Raw genomic sequence first — 25,205 nt, 5'->3', positions numbered from 1 at the left:
GTGATTATCCTTTTGAAAGATGTTCAGAAACGGATTGAGCGGGATTTTTCGCGGCGGCCTGCGCCTGTCGGGCGTCCTTTTTGCGCCAGTAGTTCGCCAGCAGCGAGCCGCTGACGTTGCCAAGCGGAGTCATCACCGCGGAAGCAAGGCCCACCGTTGCCAGCTTGCCCATCGCGGCGGCAAGCCCCGATGCCATTCCGCCGTTTTGCAGTCCGACTTCAAAGGCCACGGTACGGGCGGACTGTACGTCCATGCGGAAGATCCAGCGACTCATCAGATAGCCAATCAGGAAACCGCCGAGGTTATGCATCAGCATGGCGAAACAGAGCAGGAAGCCGACCTGCACCAGGTTGTCGCGTCCCGCGGCGGCGGCGGTGGTCGTGAAGAAAATAATCCCTATCATCGAGATGGTCGGCATGATTTTCTTAATACCCTCAACGCGACCGTACAGCCAGTTGTAAAACAGCGCCCAGACGAGACCGCCAGCCACGAAGTTGACAACCACGGCGTACATTTGCGCTTCGGCGCCGGCGCTGGCGAACAGCGTGTTCCAGCCTCCGAAGCTCATATACAGCAGCCACAGGGCGCCGAGTCCGGCCAGTCCTTGCACAATACGACGGCCGCGTATGCTGGCGTAGGTTTTCAGGTAATCGTGTAAGATCGCCGCGCCGATAGGAATGAGCACGATTTTCACCACGTCCATCACCATTGCGGTCAGCTGAATGTCGATCATCGAGCCCGCCAGCAGGTTAACCCACAGCGGCGTCATCACCGTGGCCGCCAGGGTTGAAACCGCCGCTATCGATACCGCCAGCGCCAGGTTAGCGTTGGCGATGTAAACCATCACCGTCGAAGAGAGACCGCTGGGACACGCGCCAATCAGCAGGATGCCCACCGCGACTTCCGGCGGAAAGTTGAAGACCAGGGTAATGGTCAGGCCGAGCAGGGGCATAATGACAAAATGGCAGAAGGTACCGATAAACACCGCCCACGGCATTTTGGCGACATCGATAAAATCCTGGATCGTCAGCTTGGTGCCCATGCTGAACATGGTGGCCTGGATGACCAGGAAAACAATCCATTTATGGGTGATGTTAAAGCCGCCCCAGACGATCAGATCCGTAGACCAGGTCATCGCGGCAACGAAACCGGCGATGATCCACAAGGTAAACTGATAACTGCGTAACCCCGGCCAGTATCCTGCTCCCGCCGCAAAACCGGCGGTGAACATTACCAGCCCAGGCTGCCAGATCGCGGGTGAATGCATCAACGCACCTATCGCCGCCAGGGCGGCGCCGGCGATGCTGACGCCGAGACCGGTTTTGTGAATAACAGTGGTCATAGTCATAGCGAAATGTCCTTTCTGTTGTTATTGCTGCCGGGATGGAATAGATAACATTTGCCGCGCAATATCGGGCGTGGCGACTTTCTTATCCATGCTGCGAATCAGGGTGGCGAGTTTGGCGACCTGCTGATAGTTATTGTGGGCTTTTTCTTCCGCGCTTAAATAATAGCTATCCTCAAAGCCAATTCGAACCTCGCTGGCGCCCATAGCGACCGCGGCAGCGATAATATCGAAATTCTTTCTGCCAAAATGCGTTATTCCCCATAAGGCCTCGCGGGGGAGCATACTGCGCATGGCAATTAATGCATCAACCGTGGCGGGGGTACTGCCGCGATGCCCCAGTACAATATTAAACAGCATCGGTGTTTTGAATTTAATATTTTCCTGCAGAGCAAGGATGTTATTAATCATGCCAATTTCGAAAACTTCAAACTCGGGAATAATGTTATGGGTGATGATTTGTTTTGCACAATATTCGACGTCCGGACCGGGATTAAAGTAAACGGCATCGCCAAGGTTGACGGAGCCGACGTTAAGCGATGCCATCTCCACACCTGAGCAGGCCAACGGCGCGCAGCGTTCGGCGATGGACAGCGAAGAGACGCCGCCGGTAGAGGCCTGAATTATCAGGTTTGAGTGGCGTATTACAGGGTCGATTGTGGCCTGAAAATCGACGGTGTCCGGCGTCAGACGCCCCTGCTTATCACGGACGTGCAGATGAACGATCGCCGCGCCATATTCCACGCTGGCGAGTATTTCCTGCGCCAGTTCTTCGGGTATGACTCGAGGGCAATCCGCGGCAACGGGTGCCAGCGAGATAATAACGGTATCCGACATGTTTTCCTCCGGTACAGAGAGATTAAAATTCCAGGTAAGGCGTTATCCAGCGTAATGATTCGGGGCCTGATGTTGACGGTTGATATTCACAACCAATCCAGCCCGCATAGTTCATTTTTTTAATAAAATCGAATAACCATGCTTCATTTAATTCGCCGGTCCCAGGTTCATGGCGATAAGGAACAGAAGCAATTTGAATATGTTTGATAAGCGTAAAATAGCGTTCAATATTTTTGGCGACGTTGCCGTGAATTTTCTGGCAGTGATAAATATCAAACTGTAAACCGATATTGTCCCTGGCAACCTGGTGAATGATTGTGGCGGCCAGCGGAAAGCTATCAATAAAATAGCCGGGCATATCCTGCGAGTTTAATGGTTCAATCAGCACATCTATTCCCGCGACAGCCAGCACATCGCAGGCGATACGCAGCCTGTTGCGCAAGAGCTCAAGCTGGGCCTGATGCGTCAGAGCGTCGCAGCGCAACCCCGCCATAACGTGAACCCGGCGGCAGCCCAGCGCAGTGGCATAATGACGAGCCAGCTCCAGACTGCGATGAAACTCCTCTTCGCGCCCTGGTAGCGCTGCCAGCCCGCGTTCACCCTGAGACCAGTTGCCTGCAGGAGCGTTCATCAGCACCAGCGGAAGAGACGTTTGCCGTTGCGCCGCCTGCAGCTGTTCTAGCGGGTGTTGCCAGAGAAACAGCCCTTCAATGCCGTGAAAACCGGCCGCTTTTGCCGCCTGGAAACGTGCCGCTATCGGTAAATCGGTAAATAGCCAGTCGAGGTTAGCCGCGAGCTTCAGCATGATGCTCTCCCTCCCGGCTATCTACCAGATGCAGCTTCACGCCCTGGCTGGCAATAGTATGTTGCGCATCTTCCGGTAGCCGGTTATCAGAAACAATATCGGTTAACTGCTCCAGCCCGCAGATATGGAACATGCCGTATTTCCCAAATTTGCTGCTATCGCAGACCAGTACCCGACGCCGGGAAACGGTGAGCACCGCCTCCTTGACCGAGGCTTTCCCTTCGCTCGGCGTTGACATTCCGCGTTCGGTATCCCACGAAGAGGAGCTCAGAAACGCCACGTCAATATTAATGGTGCGAAGAAAGCTGGCGGCGCTTTTGCCAATGCTTGAGCGGTTGCGCTGATCCACCAGGCCGCCGGTGTGATAGAGCGTGATATGCGGCATATCCATCAGGTAGTGGCTGATGGAAAAGTCGTTGGTGACGACCGTCAGGTTAAAACAGCGGCTGGCGGCCACCGCTTTCGCCACTTCAAACAACGAGGTGCCGGCATCGAGGTAGAGCGTTTGACCCGGCTCGATAAGCATCGCCGCCAGCTGGCCCATTTTGCGTTTTACATCATGATGCAACTCCGCTTTTTCCCGCCACGGCAACTCGGATTTAAGCAGGTTATTAAGCTTCACGCCGCCGTTAATGGCGATAACTTTGCCTTCTTCTTCCAGCAGCTGAATGTCGCGGCGTACCGTCATATGCGACACGCTCATCAACTCCGCCAGTTCATTGAAAGAGGCGGCGTTTTTTTCATGCACGTAGCGGTAAATAAAGTCGCGCCGTTGTTCCGGGATCATCATCGCACCTCAGGCCTGTCGGGATTGTTCGAGTTCGGTCACCGCTGCTTCTGAGAGCGGGACATAGCCGAGCGGTTTTAAGGTCAGCCAGATACGGGCGCTGTCTTCCAGTTCCTCGGCGTTAAACACCGCCTCGCGCAGCGAGCGACCGCTCACTACCGGCCCGTGGTTAGCCAGCAGCGCCGCCGTATGGTCTGCGGCGATTTCACTGAGCGCGCTGGCAATGCCCTCGTGTCCGGGTTTGAAATAGGGCAGCAGCGGCAGCCGTCCGACGCGCATCACGTAGTACGGCGTTAACGGCGGCAGGCAGTTTTCCGGCGTGGTGCACGGTAGACAGGAGAGCGCGGTCAGCCACGGAGAGTGCAGATGTACTACGGCCCCGCAGGAAGGCCGGTGGCGGTACCACGCCAGATGCATAGGGACCTCTTTGGACGGCTTATCGCCGCTGAGATGCACGCCATCGGCATCCAGTCGACTCAGGGTGGCGGCCTGCAGTTCACCCAGACAGGAATTGGTTGGGGTCACCAGATAGCCGCCATCCGCTAGCTTCACGCTGAGATTACCGGAACCGCCGCTGCTGTAGCCGCGCATAAACAGAGAGCGCCCATAGTGGACCAGTTGTTCGCGGAGTTGGTGTTCACTCACCGGATTCATGATGGATACTCCTGGGCCGTAAAAAAGAAATCTTCGTTGCCAAAATTGCCTGACTTCAGGGCCAGCGCCAGGCCGGAAGAGAAGACCCAGGGCACGCCCGGCGCGATTGCTCTGCCGACGGCCAGGCGCTTCACCTCTAGCGCTTCCACGACGGTGCCGGAGGTTTCTCCGCCAGCGACAATAAAAGTATTGATGCCTGCGGCCAGGAGTTTGGCGCTCAGCCGGGCGAAAGTGCGTTCGATTGCCCGGCTGGCGGCCTGTTCGCCATATTTCTGCTGAATGCGCTGTAGCGCCTCTGGCGGCTGGGTGGCATAAAGTAGCGGTGCGAGCGGGTTGCTGACATGCGCCATCGCCCAGGTAGACAGCTCATCGCTGTAGCTTTCGCTATCCGACAGGCAGCGGGCAACGTCAAGCAAACAGGATGCCGCCTGGGCTTTATAGCGGTTGACCTGGCGGTTACTCATCGCCGAACAGCTGCCGGAGAACACGACCGCTCTGACGGGAGAGGGAAAGCGGTGCGGCGACGCGACAGGATGACCGCCAGCGATAGCGGCCAGCGCGCCGCCGAGACCGGAACCTCCGGCCAGTAGCGGATATTCCTGCAGCGCCTGAGCCAGGGTATGGAGATCGGTGTCATCCAGCGTATCGACAATGACGTGGCGCGTCCCTTCAGTCTGATAGCCTTCTAAGGCGTAAGTGACCGCTTCCACACCGCTGCGAATCGTATTGAGAGCGATGTGCCCAACCGCGCTGGCCGTCTGCGCGGCCAGCAGGCGCGGTATGCTGGCATCGGTCATCGGATTTAGCGGATGTTTTTCCATACCGGATTCGTTAAGCAGTACCCCGTTCACAAACAGATGGCCGTGGACCACCGTGCGCCCATTTTGCGGCAGGGCGGGGCAGTGAACGATTAGCGGGGCCTGAATGTCGTTCATCAGCGCATCGCTTACCGGGCCGATGTTGCCCGCCGGCGTGGAATCAAACGTTGAGCAATACTTGAAATAGATCTGGCGGACGCCGACGTTTTGCCTTAGCCAGCGGGCGCAGGCCAGGGACTGGGCGACGGCCTGTTCTGCCGGTAAAGCGCGGCTCTTCAAAGAGATGACGATAGCGTCAACCTCTTCGTTCCAGCACTGAGTGATATCGGGCATACCGGGCAGAAGCGCGACTCGCCAGCCCTGTTCAGTCATAAAGCTTGCTATATCCGTTGCGCCGGTAAAATCGTCGGCGATAACGCCAGTAGTGACGGCCATGGATCCACTCCGTTCAAGTTGTTTTCACATTGAACCTATTATTCAGGAGGGCATTTCACATTCACATGATGATTCTCACAAACAGCAACATCACGAAAATGCATGAAATTTGTCTAACTAATTGAAATATAATAGTTAATTCTTTGTCGGACAGAAATTTATGCTCACAGCTTTCTGTGAAGATTCGTTAAAGTTTGAGAACGCTGGTCGCCTGAGCGCGGGCCGCTCTTTAGCATCGTCTTCCTGAACCGGCGTAACGGTTGTGCATTTTGATCATATTCATCTGTTTAAATGAGATTATTTTTTGCGTCAGTCATCATCCTTTTTATCCGCAATATTTTGCATATTAACCGCTTGCAAAAGCTTACGGAGAATAAGATGGCGGAAAATAAAATGGATAATCGCATCGTTTTTTTTAGCTCGTTAGCAGATGTTTTTTCCCGGGCAACGGGGCTGGCGGCGACGGTAATTAACGGAACAGACGATCGCTTACCCGATTGCTATGCGGGTGCAGAGTTCTTTTCCCTTCCGCTGGTTCAGAGCAATAAAATATGTGGGTATATTATTTTTGACCATCGAGCGGCAACCGATAATAATCATCGCTCGGCGGCGATAAGGCTACTGCATTTCATCGTTAGTCATTACTCAGCGGTGGAAGAAGCAGAGGAGGAAGGTGCGAGCCTGGCGCGACAAAAGAGCACTTTTTATTATGCGCAAAAATCGCCGCATGAAATAAAACTGGTGGCTGCTCTGCGCTATATTGATGAACATTTATATGATGAGCTGTCTCTGGAATCTGTTGCCGCCCATGTTTGTCTCAGTGCTAACTACTTCAGCCGTTTTTTTAAAAAGCGTCAGGGCGTAAACTTTAAGGTGTGGGTCAATCAGAAGAAAATGCAGCGTGCCGGAGAGTTGCTCGGTGACCCGGCTAATTCTATAGACAGCGTGGCGCGTAAGCTTCAGTTTGCGCAAACCAGCTACTTTTGCCGGGTGTTTCGCGCTGCTCACCGCACTACTCCTCAGTCGTTCCGCGAACGGAACCTCTGGAGATCTTCACCTCGCATCGGTTAGCCTCGTATTCAGGTTAATACAGATTTTTCCTGGAGCACTCATAATGTGTGCCCGATCGCGGAATTTTTCAATTATGCCCATGGCCATGTAATTAATTCCTATCGGCTCTCTTCATGTCTTCGCTAATAAACAAGTTAACGTGAAAAAATATTGACAACTTAATGCTTTTAATTGCGCATCAATCACGTTGTTTAAATTGTGTTTATTGTTGCGCCTGGGTATCATTGGTTATTATTTGATCGATTATAGTATGCATTAATCATGGAATAGATCAATGACATCTGAGGGTAAAATAAAATATAACACTCGGGGCTAATCTGATGTCCTTGCGCGCTTTTTTTATCTATTAAACAATTTTTGCACGGCGTAAATGGAAGACGTTATGAGAGGAAAAATACCCAAAACTGAATTACTGGTGACCTTTGAGGTTGTGGCTCGCCACGAAAGTTATACCCGGGCAGCGGAAGAGTTGGCTTTAACACAAAGCGCCGTGTTCCGACAAGTTACGGCGCTGGAGGATTTCCTCCATACGTCATTATTTAACCATGCTAAAAAAAGGATTTTTTTAAATGCGGCTGGCAAGCATTATTTGACTATCGTTAAGGAAACGCTTAACAAACTGGAGCGTGATACCAATTCGATTATGACATGGCAACCGACGGTGCAGGTTCTTGAGCTGGCCGTCAACCCTACCTTTAGCACCCACTGGCTAATCCCCAATCTGCGCGAGTTTAATAAATTACATCCGGGCATTATCGTTAATATTCATTCGCTGGCGAATATTGGCGATTTTCTTAGTCGCGAGTACGATGCCGCCATTATGCGCGAGGATTTTTGCTCTCCGTGGGCGGAGGTTGAGTATCTGTTCGAAGAGGAAATTCTGCCGGTGTGCGGCTGCGGGCTGTTGTCCGAACCCGGGCAGAAGCTGGCGGTGGAGGAACTGCTGAGCGAGTTTCCGCTTCTGCATCAAAGCACGCGAATTCACGGCTGGCAGGAGTGGTTTGCGTTATCGAACATCACCAGCCCTCAGATCAACATTGGTCCGCGTTTTGACCTGCTCTCGATGCTGATTGCGGCGGTGCGTTCGAACCTGGGGGTTGCGCTGCTGCCGCGTTTTGCTATTCAACATGACCTGGATAGCGGCGAGATGGTGATCCCTTGCGATGTGCCGATTCGTACCGGAAACCGCTTTATTATGACGTGGCAGGAGGATAAAACGGAATCCCGGCATCTACAGGTATTCCGCGAGTGGCTGCTTCAAAAATCGGTGGTGTCGGCTGCCTGACGGCGTTTTGCAGAGAACTGTGAGCCCGTAGCCCGGTCAGCGCAGCGCCACCGGGAAGAAACCGCGCCGATGTATCAGGCCGGGCACATTCCCCGGAGGCGGCGCTGGTGCGCCTGTCCGGGCTACCGGCCTGCAGCCGACGGTGAACCGGTAGCCAGGCTAAGCGCAGCGCGAGCCGGGTAAAACTACCAGTCAATTCCTACCTGCGCCTGAATGCCCTTGTCAAAGGCATGCTTCACCGGACGCAACTCACTGACCGTATCGGCAAGCTCAAGCAATCGGGCGTGGCAGCCGCGGCCGGTGACAATCACGTTCTGCCCAGGCGGACGATTGACGATAGCGTCAATCACTTCCTGTGGATCCAGATAGTGATACGCCAGCATATAGGTGAGTTCATCCAGCACCACCAGATCGTAGCCCGGGTCGGCCAGCATCCGCTTGCTTTCCTGCCAGACGGCCGACGCCGCTTCAATATCCGCCTCCCGGTTTTGCGTTTCCCAGGTAAAGCCGGTCCCCATAATGTGAAACTCTACGCCGAGCGGTTGCAGAGTGTTGTATTCACCGTTATCCCACTGGCCTTTGATGTACTGCGCGACGCCGACGGTTTTACCATGCCCGACGGCGCGCGTTGCGGTGCCAAAGGCGGCAGTGGATTTGCCTTTACCGTTGCCGGTAAAGACGATCAGAATACCTTTTTGCTCTGTAGCCGCCGCCACGCGGGTATCAACCTGCGTTTTCAGCTTTTGCTGGCGCTGACGGTGGCGGTCAGGATTTCCACGCGCGTGCATAAACCCTCCTTAATGCCCCGCCGGACAGGTTGCGCAGCGATGCTGCTGCTCGAACTGGCTGAAGAAGTTATTACCCTTATCGTCAACCAGCACAAACGCCGGCAGGTTGTCGACTTCCATCATCCATACCGCTTCCATCCCCAGCTCCGGATACTCAAGGCAGCGTAAACTTTTCACATACTGCTGCGCCAGCAGGGCCGCCGCGCCGCCAATACTGCCGAGATTAAAGCCGCCGTGTTTATGGCAGGCGTCGGTTACCTGCTGGCTGCGATTGCCTTTGGAAAGCATGATCAGACTACCGCCTGCCGCCTGAAAAGCATCGACATACCCATCCATGCGTCCGCCGGTGGTCGGGCCGAGCGAGCCGCAGGCCAGATTATTCGGCGTTTTCGCCGGGCCTGCGTAGTAAACGATATGATTGCGCATGTACTCCGGCATCGGCTCGCCGTGATCGAGGCGCTCTTTGATTTTGGCATGGGCGATGTCGCGGGCGACGACAATCGGACCGCTCAGCGACAGCCGGGTGCCCACGGGCAGCGTTGACATCTCGCGGAGGATGTCGCGCAGCGGCCGGTTCAGATCGAGTCGAACGGTCTGCGCCCCGTTTTCGATACGCTGAGAATCAGGAATAAACTTGCCCGGATTATGCTCCAGCTTCTCCAGCCAGATGCCGTGTTTGTTGATTTTGGCTTTGATGTTCCGGTCGGCGGAGCAGGAAAGCGCCATTGCGATAGGGCAGGAGCCGCCGTGCCGCGGCAGGCGAATCACGCGAATGTCGTGGGCGAAGTATTTGCCGCCAAACTGTGCGCCGATGCCGAACTCGCGGCTGGCTTTGAGCAGCGCTGCTTCCAGCGACGTATCGCGAAACGCCTGGCCCAGTTCGTTTCCGCTGGTGGGCAGATTGTCGTAATATTTTGTCGAAGCCAGCTTCGCCACCTTCAACGCCTGGTCCGCCGACAGGCCCCCCACGACAAAGGCGATGTGGTACGGCGGGCAGGCGGCGGTGCCCAGCGCCTTCATTTTTTCAATCAGAAAGGCGGTGAGTTTTTCCGGCTGCAGAATAGATTTTGTTTCCTGAAATAGCGCGGCTTTGTTCGCCGAGCCGCCGCCTTTATTAACGATGAGGAATCGGTATTCACTGCCCGGCACCGCGCTGATATCAATCTGCGCGGGCAGGTTGGTCTGGGTGTTGACCTCGGTATACATATCAAGGGGAGCATTTTGCGAATAGCGTAAATTGTTTTCCTGAAAGGTGGTGTAGATGCCCTGACTCAGAGCTTCCGCGTCGTTACCGCCGGTCCAGACGTTCTGGCCTTTGCTCGCGACGATGGTGGCGGTCCCGGTATCCTGGCAGTTTGGCAGCACGCCTTTTGCTGAGACTTCGGCGTTGCGCAGCAGCTGTAGCGCAACGTATTTATCGTTGCCGCTGGCCTGCGGGTCGTGCAGGATGCTGGCGATCTGCTTTAAATGCCCGGCGCGCAGGAAAAATGAAGCCTCATAAAATGCCTGCTGAGCCAGCAATGTTAACGCCTCCGGCGCAACCTTGATAACCTCTTCCCCATCTAACTCTGTCACTTTAACATGTTGATTCGTTAGTAATTCATATTCGGTATTATCGTTACTCTGAACAAAAAGTTCCTGCCAGACAAAGGGTTTCGACATTTTACTTCTCACTATTTCGCTATAAAGAGATTGGCCTGCGTCGCATGCGCGACATACTCGATGGTCTGCTGGGCGCGGACGCTGTTACCGGCTGCATCCAGCGGAGGGGAGTAGACGGCGATAGCGTATTGCCCGGGAACGACGGCGACCATTCCGCCGGCAACCCCCGATTTCGCCGGGATACCGACGGTGTAGAGCCATTTGCCGCTGCCGTCGTACAGTCCGGCAATCGCCATTTCCGCCAGCACCTGCGGGACGTAACGCTCATTAAGCAACTGCTTGCCGTTGAACGGCGATTTGCCCTTATTGGCGAGTACGACCCCCATTTTGGCGAGCTGCTCGACGGTGATATCCACTGAACACTGGCGGGTATAGATTTCAACGGCTTCCTGAGGGTCGCCATAAAAGCTGTGGTATGAATTCATCAGCATCGCCAGCGCCTGGTTATGCTGGTTGGTCTCCATTTCGGATTGAAATACCGGCTCATTAACGTGCAGCGAACTATCGGCCCAGGCGTTGAGGTTGTTGAGAATGTTGTTCCAGCGTTCGGTTTTGTCTTTCGCCGCAATCAGGCTCACGGTACTCATGGCGCCGGCGTTGACTAACGGGTTCTCTGGCGCGCCTTGCGTGAGCTCCACGGCTAAACCGGAGTTGAAGGGCAGGCCGGTGGCATTGGCGCCAAGTTTATCCAGCACCTCCTGCGGCCCGCGCTGTTCCATCGCCAGCGCCAGGGTGAAGACTTTGCTCAGGGATTCCATCGGAAAGGCTTTTTTCACGTCGCCGGTCTGGTAAATTTTGCCTTCGACCGTGGCGAGCGTAATGGCGAAATTATCCGGGCTATAGCTCGCCAGAGCAGGGATATAGTCGGCGACTTTACCATCGTGGTTGCTCTTATATTTCTGATGCGCCTGCTCGATAATACTGGCGTAGTCCGGCCCGCTTTGCGCCTGCGCGGCGGCGCCAAACAGCAAACTGGCGGTTAAGATGCAGGCGCCGAAAAATTTTACGTTCATGGTGTGTCCTGTTGGGATGATTGGAGGGAACCGGGCCGGACGTATCCGGCCTGGGGCTCATAGCCATTTTGCTGTCAGGACATCGCCACTTCGGACGTTTCGCTGGCAGGGCGCTCCTGTTCCGGTTTTTTGACCGGGGCGGTACCGCGGCAGCCTTCACCGTAATGCTCGCCTTCCCAGCGGCCAACGATGGCGGCGCCCATGGCGTTACTCATTACGTTGGTGGCGGAGCGACCCATATCGAGGAACGGATCGACGCCCATCAGCAGAATCAGGCCCGCTTCCGGAATGTTGAACTGGTTCAGCGTCGCGGCGATAACCACCATTGACGCGCGCGGTACGCCTGCCATCCCTTTGGAGGTCAGCATCAGGATCAGCAGCATGGTGATCTGCTCGCCCATGCTGAGATGGACGTTGCAGGCCTGGGCGATAAATACCGTGGCGAACGAGCAGTAGGCCATGGAACCCACCAGGTTAAAGGAGTAACCGATGGGCAGGACGAAGCTGGCGATTTTTGAAGAGACGCCGAATTTTTCCAGCTTATCGAGGGTGCCAGGGAAAGCGGCTTCTGAGCTGGATGTGGTGAAAGCCAGCAGCGCGGGCTCGAGGATCGCTTTGGTCAGACGGCTGATGCACGGTCCGACAATCACCGTCGACAGGCCAATGAGGATCGCCCATAGCATGCCCAGCGTCAGGTAGAACTCGCCCATAAAGATCCCGGCGCTGACCATCACGCCCAGACCGCGTTCGGCAATCAGTCCGGAGATGGCGGCGAAAACGGTCAGCGGTGCGAACAGCATCACGTATCCCGTTAGCTTCAGCATCACGTGGACCAGCGAATCGAGCACCTTCACAATGGGCTCGGCTTTTTCGCCGATCGCCGCCAGGCTGCAGCCGAGGAAAATGGAGAACACCACGATTTGCAGAATTTCGTTGCGCGCCATGGCATCAACGATGCTGGTTGGCACCGCGTGCGAGATAAACACTTTCAGCGTGAAGGGTTCGGACTGAACGGCGGCCACGGCTCCGGCATCGTGGGGGACAAAGTTGATCCCCGCGCCTGGCTGGAACAGATTGACGATCACCAGGCCCAGCGCAATTGACAGCAGCGAGGCGCAAATAAACAGGAAAAAGGTTTTAGAGAATATACGCCCGAGCGTTTTCGCATCGCCCATTTTGGCGATGCCGACTACCAGCGTGGATATTACCAGCGGGGCGATAATCATTTTTACCAGGCGTAAAAATATAGTGGTAAAAATGGAGATATCCTGCGCATAGGATTTTGCTGTATCTACTGATGCCATATTATTAATGATCACCCCGGCAATCATGCCGAGTATCAGGCCTAATATGATCATTTTGGTTAAACTTATTTTTTTCATATTTACTCCATCGGAACAGGGTTAGTCGGTGAAGGGGTGTAGGGCGGCGTACGCCTGCGCCAGCTAACAGCGCAGACGTACGCCTGTGGTGACCAACCGCATAAATTGTCTGGAATACAGTGATACAGCGAAATCCTGTACCCCAATGGATGTTGTTGTATTTTTATATCCGTTGTCTTTCAAGCTGCATTTTTGTTGGCTGCTTTTGCTCATCCCAGTCACGTAAGGATGTACGCTCCTGGGGATGAATGAGGGACATCCATGTCCCTCACCGAAGGCAGCCTCCGGCTGTTCAAATTCGTTCCTGACGAATTTGTCTCTCAGTTGCCGCCTCAACTCAACTCGAAATCTATTGGATATAGAATTAGAAATCGAACTCAATACTTAATAGCGGCGCATGCTGCTGAGCGCCATAAACATCATTGTCTCCGACGTTGCCGGAAATAATATCCCGCGGCATGACAATTTTTACCGCGTTGGCCGGATCGAACCAGACAATACGATGAATAAAATCAGGCTTCACGTTGTATAAACCAGCAATGAGCTGCGGGGTTAATAGTTCAGAACGTTTTACCCGCTGATAATCCTCCCGGGTTTTAAATAAAATATCTAAAACCAGTTCGTACGGTCCGGCGTTTTTGGAACGGATCACCTGCGCCAGTGAGCATAGGGATTGTTTCATGCCTGAACTCCTTCTGGCGTCACCTGTTCGATATGGAAGTCAAAGCGCAGCGCGTCGCTGGCTTCAATCAGGTGATAAATTGAGAACTCATATACCGGGCCGCTCTGAATATCGGACGGCGAGAACGGGAAGGCGAGGTTGCCCGCGGTGGCAATGCGGTTTTCATAGCCGTAGTGCAGCAGGGTAGAGCGCACCAGCGAGCAGACGCTGTTGGCGATATCCTGGGTCGGCGCAACCACATCGAGCAAAATGCCCAGTTCATGCCCGGCGGTTTTCATCGGCTCGTGATTGCCCATCACGCCGTTTTTTCCATACAGATGGAAGGTCATGCGGATGCTGTCATCGTTCAGGGAGAGGTTGCGTGCGACGCTGGTCTGTACCTCTTCAAGAATATTATCGATTCCGGCAATCATGATCGGGTCGCGCGTTCCGGCAATGGTCAGGCAGCGGAAGCCGACCCGCCGCGCGCCTTCCAGCTTCAGCGCGTACGGTGTCGTTTCATGACGAGAACCGCTGACGTAAACCTCGCCCTCGTTGACGGCTTTAAAGGTGCATCCTTTCAGGTTCAGCACCCCGCCCGGACCGGGCAGGAAGTAGGGATCGGACTTCTCGTACAGCGTATGCGCCGCCGCGGACGTTTCGGTAAACTTACGCTTTGGATTGAACGCCTTCAGCGTAAAGCCGTTGTCGTCGATAATCCCCATCGCGCAGTCGGAGCCGGAGCCCGGCGTGGCGGCAATGGCCGCGCATTCGAGGATCTTGCCGCAGTGCAGAGCAAGTCCTTCATCAAAGCCCTGCATGATAGGCAGCGCCGCGAAGCAGGCCGGATCGTACGCCCGCCCGCCCAGTACCACCTGGGCGCCGGCCTTCAGCGCCCGCTGGAAGGGTTCGATCCCCATCTGGGCGACGATATAGGTGCTCTCTTCGATGGCCTCGTGGGTCAGCTCCGGCACAAAGTCCAGGGCGGTGATTTTGCCGTTATCCAGCGCCTGATGAACGATCGCTTTATCGACATCAGACGGGATCAGCGCCATGGAGAATGACAGATGTTCTTCCTGCGCAATCTCATGGATTATCTGCCGGCACCACTCCAGATGCGGCGCGGCGCCGGATCCTCCGGCGGTGCCGATCACCACCGGGATATTGTTTTTCACGCCGGCCACGATCATATAGCGCAGATCGCGTTTCACCCCGGCCCGGTCGGTAAAGGGTTTGCCTGCCCCCAGGTAGTGGGGGCCGGGATCGGATGAACCGGCGTCAACGGCAATCAGATCCGGCGACTCCTCCATGGCTTTACGAAAGCTCTCTTCCGGGAAGCCGTAGCCGAGGATTGCCGTCGGCGATAAGATTTTAAAGGTACGAGCCATCTCTTAATCCTTAGCCTGCAACAGCGCGATGGTGCGGTTCATTTCGTTAAACACGATGTTGAGACCTTCGTCGAAGCCCATCCCCGGCTTGATCAGCATGCGCATCGGACGCGCGGCCAGCGCGACGTGAACGCAGGTGCGGGCGCTGATCTCGGTTTCGTTACAGGTACCACCCTGATAGGCTTCCATCGCGTGTTTGTTGCAGTACAGCACCGCGTCCACGATGTTATGAATGCCGCCGAGATCCGGAGTTTTGATCTGCACCATGTGGCAGCTGCCGGCATCGGTAAAGTCAACAATATCCTGGTAGGTGTTACACCACTCGTCGGCGACAATTTTTACGCCGGAACCGAGGCGGGTCAGCTCTTTGGTAATGGCGGTCAGCATGCGGATCTGGTCCGGTTTGTTACCCGCATCCACCGGGCCCTCTATATAGAGCGGCAGACCCTGCGCCTCTTTCTCCAGGCTGGCGATGTAGTCGGCGCAGCGAACCGGGTCCATATCGAAAATCAGGCCGATGGTGCCGTATACGTCGATATGCAGCGTTGGGCGATAGCGGGGGCTGGCGCGCAGGCTCAGGATGCGATCGGACAGCCAGCGCACGTACTCACGCAGCTTTTCGCCTTTCAGGCCCAGCTTCTCTTCGACGTTGTTGATCAACGCATGCGGCAGGACGTCAACGCCCTTGAGGATCATTTTGTCCACGGCGATGTAGCGATCGTCGCCGCTCTGACCAAATAACGGAATCGCTTCCGGGATGCAGGGCAGCTGCCATTCGTCGCAAACCACCTCTGCCTTCAGGCGACCGCTGGCCAGCGCGGTCGCATCAAGTAGCGCCTGGGAAAGACCGTAGCGGACGGCGGTATGCAGCAGATGGCCGTCGATGCGCAGCTTGTCGAAGAAGCGGGCGTTCGGCAGGAACGTATCGACATCGCGACCTTCCAGCAGCGGTTTAATATGATCGTTGAGGAACGGGATAAAGTTCTCCGCCAGGAACAGTGGGTCGCGGCCGCCCGCGCCCGAGTACTGTACGGCGGCACAGTCGCCGACCGCCACCGCGCCGTTTTCCAGAATCAGCTGGACGGACACGCATTCACCCGCCTGGCGTACCGAGGTGAAGCCTGGCGTTACCGGAGCACCGGTATAAATGAATCCATCATGACCCGCGCCGTTTTTAATCGCCTGCTGATCGTCAAAATAGAATGAAGAGTAGCCAGCGGTGAAAAGGGCCTGTTTAATTTTCATTATGGTCTTCCTATTAATTTACTGTGGGATACCGCGTTAATGTCATCAACAACCATCTGGAATGAGGGTTTACGTCCTTCAAATTGCGCGCGCTCGGCGACGTAATCGTGGTGCAGGGCGAGGATGTCTTTCGGCAGCGGTACCGCGCCGGCTTCAAGCACGCGGATAGCGCCGGAATTGTCGCGAACCGGCAGAATTTTGCCCGCGTTGCAGGAGGCCGGCGCGAAAGGCACGTCCAGAACGCCCGCCTCGAAGGCCAGCACCGTACCGCGGGCGATATCGCCGTTGCCCAGCTCGAATACTTTCTTCAGTACCGCGCGGACTTCGCTTTTAATCAGTTCCACTTCTTGATCAACGGCGGCGCAGGGCGGGAATTTCTGATCGCTGACCATATTGAGCATCTGGCGGGATGCCCTCAGCCCTTGCGCGTTGGCCGCCGCGGTGGGAATACCGAACGCTTCGTGCGGGCTCTTGGTGATCACTTTGGTGGCGCCGGACATCCCGGCCACCGCCGCGCCCCAGGAGATAATGGCGAATGCTTTCGATTCATCTTCCGGAAAGCCGCCCATCCACTGGTGGAAGACGGTACTCAGCTCATAATCGTCGAAACCGTAATTGCCGAAATACTCGTGGGAGAGCTCGCGAAGAGATCGAATGGCTGCGATGTCCTGGGTCAGGCTGCCGACCTGGCCGTAGCCGACGGTGATCGACTTGACGCCCTGTTCCAGCGCCAGCAGGCCTTCGATAATCGCCACCGCGTGGGACATAAACGGCGGGATCAGGGTTCCGGTCAGCGGGCCGAACGGTTCGCGGTTAATGCGGATACCGTGTTCTTCATACAGGCCCATCAGGCGGTCGCAGTACTGCCAGTCGCGAATCGACTTTTCCAGGGTGACGCGCTTGGCATAGGGAATGTTGTAGGAGATACCGCCGCCTTCGTAGCTGGTAAAGCCGCTGGCCATGGAGATTTCCGCCAGCAAACGCGCGTCCGGCGTACCGTGGCGTACCTGGACCGGTTTTTCCAGCGCTTCAGTCATCCGCCGGCAGGCCGCGACGCCGTGGTTAACCACCGGCAAACCGTTCAGTTTGGAGGTTCCCGCTTCGATAGATTTCTGGATCCCGACCGCCGCTTCTTCATAACGGTTGAGGCGGGTATAGGCATCGATGGTGCTCGGCAGCAGATCGCACTCTTCCTGCAGGGTTTTGAGCAGCGCAATGTGTTCATCCATCAGCGCCACGCCCGCGCGCGGCTGGCTCAGGGTTTTACCTTCCTGGTCGGCCTTCAGCAGAGCATGAGAAAAGCGTTTTTTCTCAGGAATGGTTTGCTGGTACTTCACGCCATCTTCGAAGTGCTCAACGTCCTTGCCGGTATGCCAGGTCTGTAATACCTGATGCCGCTCGGTCATGAATTCGTCATGGGTTAATTTTTTATTTCGAAGTTCCATTCGTAGCTGCCTTCATTTATAGGGTTAAACAGTGAATGCTGGTGCGAGCGGCGAGCTCGGGGTAGAGCCTGGCAACGTTTGCCAGCAGCGGAAGCAGGCCTTTTGCATCGCGGTAATAGTCAAACCGGGTCGGTAAGAGAATGCGTCGGCCGTCGTCATCCAGTTCGCGATATTTCAGCCAGCTCTGGATGTCGAAGCGGCTGGCGCGGGAGAGCCATCCGCCGGAACCCACGACTTTGCGCACCGTGGTCAGATCGCGGCCCATCTGTAAATCGACGTTGCCCACGCAGGTGCACACCTGCTTTTTGGTGCCCGCGTGGCGTTCGCTGGCGTAGCCAACGCACAGCCCGGCCAGCACGGTGTCGAAATATTTTTCTTCCTCGTTGGCCGGCAGGTAATCCGGCTGCGCGACCAGATGGCGTAAATAGCCGTAAAAGGCTTCCAGACGCTGGGGCTGGTGGGCAAACACCGCGTTCACCAGCTCCCGGGTACTTTCACCGACCACGACCGCCGAAACGCGCATGCCGAGATCGCCTTCCACCGTCCGTTTCACAAATGGTTCCGGCACCCCGTGTAGAACGGTATCCGGGGAGAGCGTGTTGGCGCAGGCTGAGTAGACGTCGGTGGTTGCCCCGCCCATGTCAATCAGCATGAACTCTTTCCACGCGCTGTCGTAATGGCTGATGGTTTTCACCAGCTCGTAGACGGTCCACGGCGTCGGCATCGGTTCTTCGCCGGTTTCAGCGACGATAACGTCCAGCCCTTTGCCTTTGACGATGCGGGATAAGAAGACATCGCAAATCGCCTTGCGGGCAGCGTACGGATTCGGGTGATCGAGGTCGGGCAGAATATTGTCTACCGTAGTCAAATCTTTGTGGCCGAGGATGGCCTGAACCTCGTCCTGAATATCGCGGTTTCCGGCATAGATAATGGCGCAGTCAAGCTTTGACTCCGCCAGCGCGTGGGCGTTGGCCAGGCCGTAGCTCTCCTCGCCGCCGTCGGTTCCGCCGGTAAACAGCAGGATATCCGGCGGTGTGGCTTCCAGCTCCTGGATATCATGACGGTTGAGTTTGTAGGCGTAGTATTGGGCTATTTTGGCCCCCGCTGAATGGGCGGTGACTTTCGCTGATTCCAGGGTAATAGACGGCACCAGCCCCATCGCCGCGACGGCAAGGCCGCCTTTTGCCGATGAAGAGTATTTCAGCGTCACGTCACCGCGGTTCAGTAGCAGGCGCGCATCGGCAACATTAAGCACCTGGTTCAGGCTGGCAAAAAAACCTTCCGCCAGGTGATGGGTAGTGGTCGGGGTCAGAACGTGGTTTACCAGCGTCAGCTCATCCCCCTCCTGTGCGAAGAGGGCCGCTTTGGTCCACGTCGAGCCGATATCGACAGAGACGGTTTGCATCAGATAGCCTCTTCCAGACACTGCTGCTCAACGCCGTGGCGCAGGTTAATGTCGTTCGCCATCAGCTGGCAGACGTCTTCCAGATCGTGGCTTGGGGCAAAGACGCGATTGAAACCCATCTCTTTGAACTTGGCCTCGACGTCGGCAAAATCATGTTTACCCACCACCAGGTTGCCGCCAACGTACAGGAGGATGTCGCCGATACCGCGCTCGATGCAGCGTTCGCGCAGCCCCAGGCAGTCGATGTCGCCGTGGCCGTAAATAGACGACACGACGATGGCATCCGCGCCGGTTTCGATAGCGGCATCAATATATTCATCCTGACTGACCATCACGCCCAGATTGATTACGCGAAAATCATGGGCAGTAAAAACGCGGTCCAGGACTTTGTTGCCTACTGCATGGCAGTCAGCACCAATGACGCCAATAACAAGTGTTGATTTCTTCATGGGTAATCCTCTGTAAGGCTGATGGTATAAAAATAAAAACGATTTTCTAATATTTGCAGCGTTGAAGATGGCCGCCTGTTAATAGGGCTGGAGTGTCTGTGGTTCGCCCAGGGGAAGCAATTGATCTATTTTCAGAATATCTTTCAAAAAACTCTCGTTTTTGATTTTTCTTGAAAAATTTCTTTTATATCAAGTGGTTAATTTTTAATTCACTGTCTGGGTTTATTTCCGTTTGAATCCTGATAATAAATATATTGCGATGTTTGTGAGCAAGGTCTTATTTTATATTTCGCCTTGATTTTTCCTTCGCTAATAAGCGATCAATACACTTCTTTAAATTTTTCTGTGAGCGTAGTAACGGAATTTATGTGCTGGTTTTTATATGTGGCGCGGGCGATTTGTTAGATTAAAGATATAAAATAGTGATTTGTGCGTTTTATATTTCATTTTTGTTGAGGAAAGAGGGGCTGGCAAGCGCCTCATGGCGAGGGTAAAAGCGCGATGTAAGTGATGCCGCGAAACAGGAGGGCGCTTTGCATCACCAAAAGAAAAAAGAGGAGCGGCGCTGCATTTACTTGATAATGAGATAGTTGCGCAGTTGTGTTAATCGAAAGTAAATGCAATGATAAATCTAATAAGGAAAAAATTTATGACATTAACTTGATAAAAAAAATCTGTGAGCTACGCGGCATTATCGACTGATAGCCACATTTACGTGGTCAGCGTTAATCTCATTAAATTCCCCTCAGCGACGAAATAAATGGACTATCATTTTCAGTAACCGATGATACTGTTGAAAAACATATTGTTAACCTAACGTTTACCTGTGAGGCACACGGTATACATAATTAACATTTAAAATGAAAATTGATTTAAATCAATGTTTAAAACTTGGAAAAGAACGCGAAAAGGAGTTAAATTGTCGCGGATCAAATTGACCGAAATCTGGTATTTTCGCTATAAATTGATCGCTGTCGAAAACTGCAAATTTATCACAATAAAAACCTATTTATTGTAAGGGTTTTGCAGCGTAATATAATCACGGGATCAATTTGGGTGTTTTGTTAACATGTTTGTAACTTTTCAGTGCTTCCGTTTTCTTGAAAGAGAACACGGGCGTAGCGAGAAGAAGCAAATAAATTTGTATTGGGGCATGCGTGTGACCCTTTCTAACGGGGTTCACTCTCGGAGTCTTCATGCGATGAGCAAGGAGTCATGATGTTAGATATAGTCGAACTGTCGCGCTTACAGTTTGCCTTGACCGCGATGTACCACTTCCTTTTTGTGCCACTGACGCTAGGTATGGCGTTCCTGCTGGCCATCATGGAAACGGTCTACGTCCTTTCCGGCAAACAGATTTATAAAGATATGACCAAGTTCTGGGGCAAGTTGTTTGGTATCAACTTTGCTCTGGGTGTGGCAACCGGTCTGACCATGGAGTTCCAGTTCGGGACTAACTGGTCTTACTACTCTCACTACGTGGGCGATATCTTCGGTGCGCCGCTGGCCATTGAAGGTTTGATGGCCTTCTTCCTCGAATCTACCTTTGTAGGTCTGTTCTTCTTCGGTTGGGATCGTCTGGGCAAAGTTCAGCACATGGCTGTCACCTGGCTGGTGGCGCTGGGCTCCAACCTGTCGGCGCTGTGGATCCTTGTCGCTAACGGCTGGATGCAGAACCCGATTGCGTCGGACTTCAACTTTGAAACCATGCGTATGGAGATGGTCAGCTTCTCCGAGCTGGTTCTGAACCCGGTCGCTCAGGTTAAGTTCGTTCATACCGTGGCGTCAGGCTACGTGACTGGCGCGATGTTCATTCTTGCCATCAGCTCCTGGTATATGCTCAAAGGCCGCGACTTCGCTTTTGCCAAGCGCTCCTTCGCTATCGCAGCCAGCTTCGGTATGGCGGCGATTCTCTCCGTTATCGTTCTCGGTGATGAATCCGGCTACGAAATGGGCGACGTACAGAAGACCAAACTGGCGGCTATCGAAGCAGAATGGGAAACTCAGCCTGCTCCGGCGGCCTTTACCCTGTTTGGTATTCCTGACCAGAAGGCGCAGGAGAACCGCTTCGCGATTCAAATCCCTTACGCACTGGGCATCATTGCGACCCGCTCCGTGGATAAACAGGTTACCGGCCTGAAAGACCTGATGGTTCAGCACGAAGAGCGTATCCGTAACGGGATGAAAGCGTACGCGCTGCTGGAGCAATTGCGTGCCGGTTCAACCGACCAGGCCGTGCGCGATCGGTTTAACGACGTGAAGAAAGATCTTGGCTACGGTCTGCTGCTCAAGCGCTATACCGACAACGTCTCTGACGCGACGGAAGAGCAGATTGCGTTGGCGACCAAGGATTCTATTCCTGCCGTTGCGCCGCTATATTTCGCCTTCCGTATCATGGTGGCGTGCGGCGTACTGATGCTGTTGATTATCGGTGCCTCCTTCTGGAGCGTGATTCGCAACCGCATTGGTGAGAAAAAATGGCTGCTGCGTGCCGCGTTTTATGGTCTGCCGCTGCCGTGGATTGCCGTTGAATCAGGCTGGTTTGTTGCCGAGTATGGTCGCCAGCCTTGGGCTATCGGTGAGGTGCTGCCAACGGCTGTCGCGAACTCGTCGCTGACCGCAGGCGACCTGATCTTCTCAATGGTGCTGATTTGTGGCCTGTACACGCTGTTCCTGGTGGCTGAACTGTTCCTCATGTTCAAGTTTGCCCGTAAAGGACCAAGCAGCCTGAAAACCGGTCGCTATCACTTTGAACAGTCCTCTGCGGCTATTCAGTCGGCACGCTAAGACAGGAGTCGTCAAATGATCGATTATGAAGTATTGCGTTTTATCTGGTGGCTGCTGATTGGCATTCTGCTCATTGGTTTTGCTGTCGCCGATGGCTTCGACATGGGGGTGGGGATGCTCACCCGTTTCCTCGGTCGTAACGACACCGAGCGTCGAATTATGATCAACGCCATTGCCCCGCACTGGGATGGAAACCAGGTGTGGCTGATTACCGCCGGCGGCGCGCTGTTTGCCGCCTGGCCGATGGTCTACGCCGCCGCGTTTTCCGGCTTCTATGTAGCCATGATCCTGGTGCTGGCGTCTTTATTCTTCCGCCCGGTGGGTTTCGACTACCGCTCGAAGATTGAGGACAACCGCTGGCGCAACATGTGGGACTGGGGCATCTTCGTCGGCAGCTTCGTGCCGCCGCTGGTGATTGGCGTGGCGTTCGGCAACCTGCTGCAGGGCGTTCCGTTCCACGTTGATGAATATCTCCGCCTGTACTACACCGGTAACTTCTTCCAGCTGCTGAATCCGTTTGGCCTGCTGGCCGGTATTGTCAGCGTGGCGATGATCCTGACGCAGGGCGCGACCTACTTGCAGATGCGTACCGTGGGTGAACTGCACCTGCGCACCCGCTCCGTTTCTACGGTAGCGGCGCTGGTGACGCTGGTCTGCTTCGCACTGGCGGGCGTTTGGGTCTACTACGGCATCGACGGTTATGTGGTGAAATCGGTGATGGATCATACCGGCCCGTCTAACCCGCTGACCAAAGAAGTCGCGCGTGAAGCCGGTGCGTGGATGGTGAACTTTAATAACATGCCGGCGCTGTGGGCGATTCCTGCTCTGGGCGTGGCGCTGCCGCTGCTGACCGTCATCTCGACCAAAGCGGACAAAGGCGCGTGGGCGTTTCTGTTCTCCTCATTGACGCTGGCGTGCATCATTCTGACTGCCGGTATCGCCATGTTCCCGTTCATTATGCCGTCAAGCACGGCGATGAACGCGAGCCTGACCATGTGGGACGCGACCTCCAGTCAGCTGACGCTGAACGTGATGACTTACGTAGCGATTGTCTTCGTACCGATTATTCTGGCCTACACCGCCTGGTGTTACTGGAAAATGTTCGGTCGCATTACGCGCGAAGACATCGAAAAGAACACCCATTCGCTGTACTAAGGTAAGGAGCTATATATGTGGTATTTCGCATGGATTTTGGGAACGCTTCTTGCCTGTGCCTTTGGGGTGATTACCGCGCTGGCGCTCGAACACGTGGAAGCGACCAAAGCAGGTAAAGAAGAACACTGATGAGTATTATCGTGATGCGATATACGAAATCATTCGGGTTGCATCGTGGCGGCAAGTCTGTGAATCCCCAGGAGCTTACGCAAGTAAGTGACTGGGGTAAGCAGGCGTAGCCAACAAAGAGGCGACGTGAATGATAAAGTATATGTATGCGATAATGGACAAGCGCCCGTTAAGGGCGCTTTCCTTATTGATGGCGCTGGCTTTGGCGGGCTGCATCTTCTGGGATCCGTCGCGCTTTGCGGCCAAAACCAGCGAGCTGGAAATTTGGCACGGTTTCCTGCTGATGTGGGCGGTTTGTACCGGCGTTATCCACGGCGTGGGCTTCCGTCCGCGCGCCATTCACTGGCAGGGAATTTTTTGTCCGCTTATCGCTGATATTGTGCTCGTTTTGGGCCTGTTCTTTTTCTTCTTTTGAATAAGAAATCTCTGTTAACCATATGGGCTTGCATAAGCCCATAAAAATTTACTCCTCGTTTACTTTCCCCCATTCCAAACCACGATTCCCGCGCGTATAGTAGCGAAGTTTGAAAGCACTAACCTTTTGTTGCATTACCGGGATGTAAAGTGAATACAACGCTGTTTCGATGGCCGGTTCGGGTCTATTATGAAGACACCGACGCCGGTGGTGTGGTTTACCACGCCAGCTACGTCGCTTTCTATGAAAGAGCACGCACAGAGATGCTGCGCCATCATCACTTCAGCCAACAGGTTTTGCTGGCTGAACGAGTTGCCTTTGTGGTTCGCAAAATGACTCTCGAGTATTTTGCGCCCGCCAGACTCGACGACATGCTCGAAATTCAGACGGAGATAACCGCAATGCGCGGTGCTACTCTGGTTTTCACGCAGCGAATCGTCAACGCCGAGAACGTCGTTTTGAATGAAGCCGAGGTTCTTATCGTGTGCGTTGATCCACTCTTAATGAAGCCTCGTGCGCTTCCCAAGTCTATTGTCGCGGAGTTTAAGCAGTGACTGAGATGAATATCCTTGATTTGTTCCTGAAGGCGAGCCTTCTGGTTAAACTTATCATGTTGATTTTAGTTTGTTTTTCCATCGCCTCCTGGGCCATCATTATTCAGAGAACGCGTATCCTTAACTCGGCGTCACGTGAAGCCGAAGCGTTTGAAGATAAGTTCTGGTCCGGTATCGAGCTTTCTCGCCTGTATCAGGAAAGCCAGGGCCGTCGCGATAATCTGACCGGTTCGGAACAAATTTTCTACAGCGGTTTCAAAGAGTTTGCCCGTTTGCATCGTGCGAACAGCCATGCGCCGGAAGCGATTGTCGAAGGGGCATCGCGCGCGATGCGTATTTCGATGAACCGCGAGCTGGAATCCCTGGAGACCCACATCCCGTTCCTCGGTACGGTCGGCTCTATCAGTCCGTATATCGGTCTGTTCGGCACCGTTTGGGGGATCATGCACGCCTTTATCGCGCTGGGCGCGGTAAAACAAGCGACGCTGCAAATGGTGGCGCCGGGTATCGCAGAAGCGCTTATCGCAACGGCAATTGGTCTTTTTGCCGCTATTCCGGCAGTTATGGCCTATAACCGTCTGAACCAGCGCGTGAACAAACTTGAGCTGAACTACGACAACTTTATGGAAGAGTTCACCGCTATTCTGCACCGTCAGGCGTTTACCAGCAGCGAAAGCAATAAGGGGTAAG

At 54.4% G+C, this 25,205-nt stretch carries 24 protein-coding genes; 8 read left to right on the top strand and 16 right to left on the bottom strand.

Features of this window, described 5'->3' with window-relative positions:
* Positions 1-4: 4 nt before the first annotated feature.
* The 6 genes from K7H21_RS19605 to otnK are packed head-to-tail and all read right to left on the bottom strand — an operon-like array spanning position 5 to position 5,681.
* The gene (locus K7H21_RS19605) at positions 5-1,348 is read right to left on the bottom strand and encodes a bile acid:sodium symporter family protein (protein WP_142467797.1); all 1,344 of its coding nucleotides are present in this window, start codon (positions 1,346-1,348) and stop codon (positions 5-7) included.
* Between the two features lie 21 nt (positions 1,349-1,369).
* Positions 1,370-2,182: a beta-keto acid cleavage family enzyme gene (locus K7H21_RS19600; protein WP_223035296.1), complete on the bottom strand. Its 813-nt coding sequence runs from the start codon at positions 2,180-2,182 to the stop codon at positions 1,370-1,372.
* Between the two features lie 22 nt (positions 2,183-2,204).
* Positions 2,205-2,987, bottom strand: coding sequence for a hydroxypyruvate isomerase family protein (locus K7H21_RS19595; RefSeq protein ID WP_087828660.1), 783 nt, complete (start codon positions 2,985-2,987; stop codon positions 2,205-2,207).
* Complete coding sequence (locus tag K7H21_RS19590; RefSeq protein ID WP_177447613.1) at positions 2,968-3,777, bottom strand: DeoR/GlpR family DNA-binding transcription regulator; 810 nt, start codon at positions 3,775-3,777, stop codon at positions 2,968-2,970. The genes K7H21_RS19595 and K7H21_RS19590 overlap by 20 nt, the downstream gene beginning before the upstream one ends.
* A 6-nt stretch (positions 3,778-3,783) precedes the next feature.
* Positions 3,784-4,428: a 3-oxo-tetronate 4-phosphate decarboxylase gene (gene otnC / locus K7H21_RS19585; RefSeq protein WP_223035295.1), complete on the bottom strand. Its 645-nt coding sequence runs from the start codon at positions 4,426-4,428 to the stop codon at positions 3,784-3,786.
* The gene (gene otnK, locus K7H21_RS19580; protein ID WP_087828658.1) at positions 4,425-5,681 is read right to left on the bottom strand and encodes a 3-oxo-tetronate kinase; all 1,257 of its coding nucleotides are present in this window, start codon (positions 5,679-5,681) and stop codon (positions 4,425-4,427) included. The genes otnC and otnK overlap by 4 nt, the downstream gene beginning before the upstream one ends.
* A gap of 378 nt (positions 5,682-6,059) precedes the next feature.
* Between otnK and K7H21_RS19575 the strand changes: the two genes are divergently transcribed.
* Both K7H21_RS19575 and K7H21_RS19570 read left to right on the top strand, forming a co-directional pair.
* On the top strand, positions 6,060-6,752 hold the full coding sequence (locus K7H21_RS19575) for a helix-turn-helix transcriptional regulator (RefSeq protein ID WP_065366137.1): 693 nt from the start codon (positions 6,060-6,062) through the stop codon (positions 6,750-6,752).
* A 382-nt stretch (positions 6,753-7,134) separates the two neighbouring features.
* A complete protein-coding gene (locus K7H21_RS19570) occupies positions 7,135-8,037 on the top strand; it encodes a LysR family transcriptional regulator (RefSeq protein ID WP_004130553.1) in 903 nt (300 codons plus the stop codon).
* Positions 8,038-8,222: 185 nt separating this feature from the next.
* On the opposite strand, the gene cobO is transcribed toward K7H21_RS19570, so the two are convergent.
* The 10 genes from cobO to glmS form a co-directional block, all read right to left on the bottom strand.
* Positions 8,223-8,825: a cob(I)yrinic acid a,c-diamide adenosyltransferase gene (gene cobO, locus K7H21_RS19565; protein ID WP_004130554.1), complete on the bottom strand. Its 603-nt coding sequence runs from the start codon at positions 8,823-8,825 to the stop codon at positions 8,223-8,225.
* 9 nt (positions 8,826-8,834) lie between these two features.
* Positions 8,835-10,487 (bottom strand): class I fumarate hydratase, encoded by a 1,653-nt coding sequence (locus K7H21_RS19560; RefSeq protein WP_049123201.1) that lies wholly within the window; start codon positions 10,485-10,487, stop codon positions 8,835-8,837.
* Between the two features lie 11 nt (positions 10,488-10,498).
* On the bottom strand, positions 10,499-11,500 hold the full coding sequence (glsA, locus tag K7H21_RS19555) for a glutaminase A (RefSeq protein ID WP_004130558.1): 1,002 nt from the start codon (positions 11,498-11,500) through the stop codon (positions 10,499-10,501).
* A gap of 74 nt (positions 11,501-11,574) precedes the next feature.
* Complete coding sequence (locus K7H21_RS19550; RefSeq protein ID WP_004130560.1) at positions 11,575-12,882, bottom strand: dicarboxylate/amino acid:cation symporter; 1,308 nt, start codon at positions 12,880-12,882, stop codon at positions 11,575-11,577.
* 364 nt (positions 12,883-13,246) lie between these two features.
* Positions 13,247-13,564 (bottom strand): DUF4387 domain-containing protein, encoded by a 318-nt coding sequence (locus K7H21_RS19545; RefSeq protein ID WP_004130562.1) that lies wholly within the window; start codon positions 13,562-13,564, stop codon positions 13,247-13,249.
* Entirely contained in the window at positions 13,561-14,931 is a 1,371-nt protein-coding gene (locus K7H21_RS19540) for an acyclic terpene utilization AtuA family protein (protein WP_004130564.1), read from the bottom strand. The genes K7H21_RS19545 and K7H21_RS19540 overlap by 4 nt, the downstream gene beginning before the upstream one ends.
* 3 nt (positions 14,932-14,934) lie before the next feature.
* Positions 14,935-16,176 carry a methylaspartate ammonia-lyase gene (locus K7H21_RS19535; protein WP_004130566.1) on the bottom strand — a complete coding sequence of 414 codons (1,242 nt, stop codon included), beginning with the start codon at positions 16,174-16,176 and terminating at the stop codon, positions 14,935-14,937.
* Positions 16,176-17,621 (bottom strand): methylaspartate mutase subunit E, encoded by a 1,446-nt coding sequence (locus tag K7H21_RS19530; protein ID WP_004130568.1) that lies wholly within the window; start codon positions 17,619-17,621, stop codon positions 16,176-16,178. Before K7H21_RS19530 ends, K7H21_RS19535 begins: the two co-directional genes overlap by 1 nt.
* Before the next feature lie 16 nt (positions 17,622-17,637).
* Entirely contained in the window at positions 17,638-19,026 is a 1,389-nt protein-coding gene (gene glmL / locus K7H21_RS19525; protein WP_123828334.1) for a methylaspartate mutase accessory protein GlmL, read from the bottom strand.
* Complete coding sequence (glmS, locus tag K7H21_RS19520) at positions 19,026-19,475, bottom strand: methylaspartate mutase subunit S (RefSeq protein WP_004130572.1); 450 nt, start codon at positions 19,473-19,475, stop codon at positions 19,026-19,028. Before glmS ends, glmL begins: the two co-directional genes overlap by 1 nt.
* 1,218 nt (positions 19,476-20,693) lie before the next feature.
* Between glmS and cydA the strand changes: the two genes are divergently transcribed.
* From cydA to tolQ, 6 genes are all read left to right on the top strand, one after another.
* Positions 20,694-22,262 (top strand): cytochrome ubiquinol oxidase subunit I, encoded by a 1,569-nt coding sequence (gene cydA, locus K7H21_RS19515; protein ID WP_004130574.1) that lies wholly within the window; start codon positions 20,694-20,696, stop codon positions 22,260-22,262.
* A gap of 15 nt (positions 22,263-22,277) precedes the next feature.
* Positions 22,278-23,417: a cytochrome d ubiquinol oxidase subunit II gene (gene cydB, locus K7H21_RS19510; RefSeq protein ID WP_223035294.1), complete on the top strand. Its 1,140-nt coding sequence runs from the start codon at positions 22,278-22,280 to the stop codon at positions 23,415-23,417.
* A gap of 15 nt (positions 23,418-23,432) precedes the next feature.
* Positions 23,433-23,546, top strand: a complete 114-nt coding sequence (gene cydX / locus K7H21_RS19505) for a cytochrome bd-I oxidase subunit CydX (RefSeq protein ID WP_004100325.1) — start codon at positions 23,433-23,435, stop codon at positions 23,544-23,546.
* Positions 23,547-23,676: 130 nt separating this feature from the next.
* The gene (gene ybgE / locus K7H21_RS19500) at positions 23,677-23,961 is read left to right on the top strand and encodes a cyd operon protein YbgE (RefSeq protein ID WP_004130577.1); all 285 of its coding nucleotides are present in this window, start codon (positions 23,677-23,679) and stop codon (positions 23,959-23,961) included.
* 149 nt (positions 23,962-24,110) lie between these two features.
* Positions 24,111-24,515 (top strand): tol-pal system-associated acyl-CoA thioesterase, encoded by a 405-nt coding sequence (gene ybgC / locus K7H21_RS19495; RefSeq protein ID WP_004130578.1) that lies wholly within the window; start codon positions 24,111-24,113, stop codon positions 24,513-24,515.
* Complete coding sequence (tolQ, locus tag K7H21_RS19490) at positions 24,512-25,204, top strand: Tol-Pal system protein TolQ (RefSeq protein ID WP_004100332.1); 693 nt, start codon at positions 24,512-24,514, stop codon at positions 25,202-25,204. Before ybgC ends, tolQ begins: the two co-directional genes overlap by 4 nt.
* Position 25,205 lies beyond the last annotated feature (1 nt).

Source organism: Klebsiella sp. CTHL.F3a, from assembly GCF_019890895.1.
Lineage (GTDB): Bacteria > Pseudomonadota > Gammaproteobacteria > Enterobacterales > Enterobacteriaceae > Klebsiella > Klebsiella grimontii.
This window is presented reverse-complemented; position numbering and strand designations above follow the sequence as displayed.

Bases quoted from the DNA above. Each gene is read 5' to 3' on its own strand.
- K7H21_RS19575 (WP_065366137.1), top strand. From the start codon at position 6,060: ATGGCGGAAAATAAAATGGATAATCGCATCGTTTTTTTTAGCTCGTTA.
- K7H21_RS19595 (WP_087828660.1), bottom strand. From the start codon at position 2,987: ATGCTGAAGCTCGCGGCTAACCTCGACTGGCTATTTACCGATTTACCG.
- otnK (WP_087828658.1), bottom strand. From the start codon at position 5,681: ATGGCCGTCACTACTGGCGTTATCGCCGACGATTTTACCGGCGCAACG.
- K7H21_RS19570 (WP_004130553.1), top strand. From the start codon at position 7,135: ATGAGAGGAAAAATACCCAAAACTGAATTACTGGTGACCTTTGAGGTT.
- K7H21_RS19540 (WP_004130564.1), bottom strand. From the start codon at position 14,931: ATGGCTCGTACCTTTAAAATCTTATCGCCGACGGCAATCCTCGGCTAC.
- cydX (WP_004100325.1), top strand. From the start codon at position 23,433: ATGTGGTATTTCGCATGGATTTTGGGAACGCTTCTTGCCTGTGCCTTT.
- K7H21_RS19605 (WP_142467797.1), bottom strand. From the start codon at position 1,348: ATGACTATGACCACTGTTATTCACAAAACCGGTCTCGGCGTCAGCATC.
- cydA (WP_004130574.1), top strand. From the start codon at position 20,694: ATGTTAGATATAGTCGAACTGTCGCGCTTACAGTTTGCCTTGACCGCG.
- cobO (WP_004130554.1), bottom strand. From the start codon at position 8,825: ATGCACGCGCGTGGAAATCCTGACCGCCACCGTCAGCGCCAGCAAAAG.
- K7H21_RS19560 (WP_049123201.1), bottom strand. From the start codon at position 10,487: ATGTCGAAACCCTTTGTCTGGCAGGAACTTTTTGTTCAGAGTAACGAT.
- ybgE (WP_004130577.1), top strand. From the start codon at position 23,677: ATGATAAAGTATATGTATGCGATAATGGACAAGCGCCCGTTAAGGGCG.
- glmS (WP_004130572.1), bottom strand. From the start codon at position 19,475: ATGAAGAAATCAACACTTGTTATTGGCGTCATTGGTGCTGACTGCCAT.
- K7H21_RS19600 (WP_223035296.1), bottom strand. From the start codon at position 2,182: ATGTCGGATACCGTTATTATCTCGCTGGCACCCGTTGCCGCGGATTGC.
- K7H21_RS19530 (WP_004130568.1), bottom strand. From the start codon at position 17,621: ATGGAACTTCGAAATAAAAAATTAACCCATGACGAATTCATGACCGAG.
- K7H21_RS19550 (WP_004130560.1), bottom strand. From the start codon at position 12,882: ATGAAAAAAATAAGTTTAACCAAAATGATCATATTAGGCCTGATACTC.
- glmL (WP_123828334.1), bottom strand. From the start codon at position 19,026: ATGCAAACCGTCTCTGTCGATATCGGCTCGACGTGGACCAAAGCGGCC.
- K7H21_RS19535 (WP_004130566.1), bottom strand. From the start codon at position 16,176: ATGAAAATTAAACAGGCCCTTTTCACCGCTGGCTACTCTTCATTCTAT.
- K7H21_RS19590 (WP_177447613.1), bottom strand. From the start codon at position 3,777: ATGATGATCCCGGAACAACGGCGCGACTTTATTTACCGCTACGTGCAT.
- K7H21_RS19545 (WP_004130562.1), bottom strand. From the start codon at position 13,564: ATGAAACAATCCCTATGCTCACTGGCGCAGGTGATCCGTTCCAAAAAC.
- cydB (WP_223035294.1), top strand. From the start codon at position 22,278: ATGATCGATTATGAAGTATTGCGTTTTATCTGGTGGCTGCTGATTGGC.
- glsA (WP_004130558.1), bottom strand. From the start codon at position 11,500: ATGAACGTAAAATTTTTCGGCGCCTGCATCTTAACCGCCAGTTTGCTG.
- otnC (WP_223035295.1), bottom strand. From the start codon at position 4,428: ATGAATCCGGTGAGTGAACACCAACTCCGCGAACAACTGGTCCACTAT.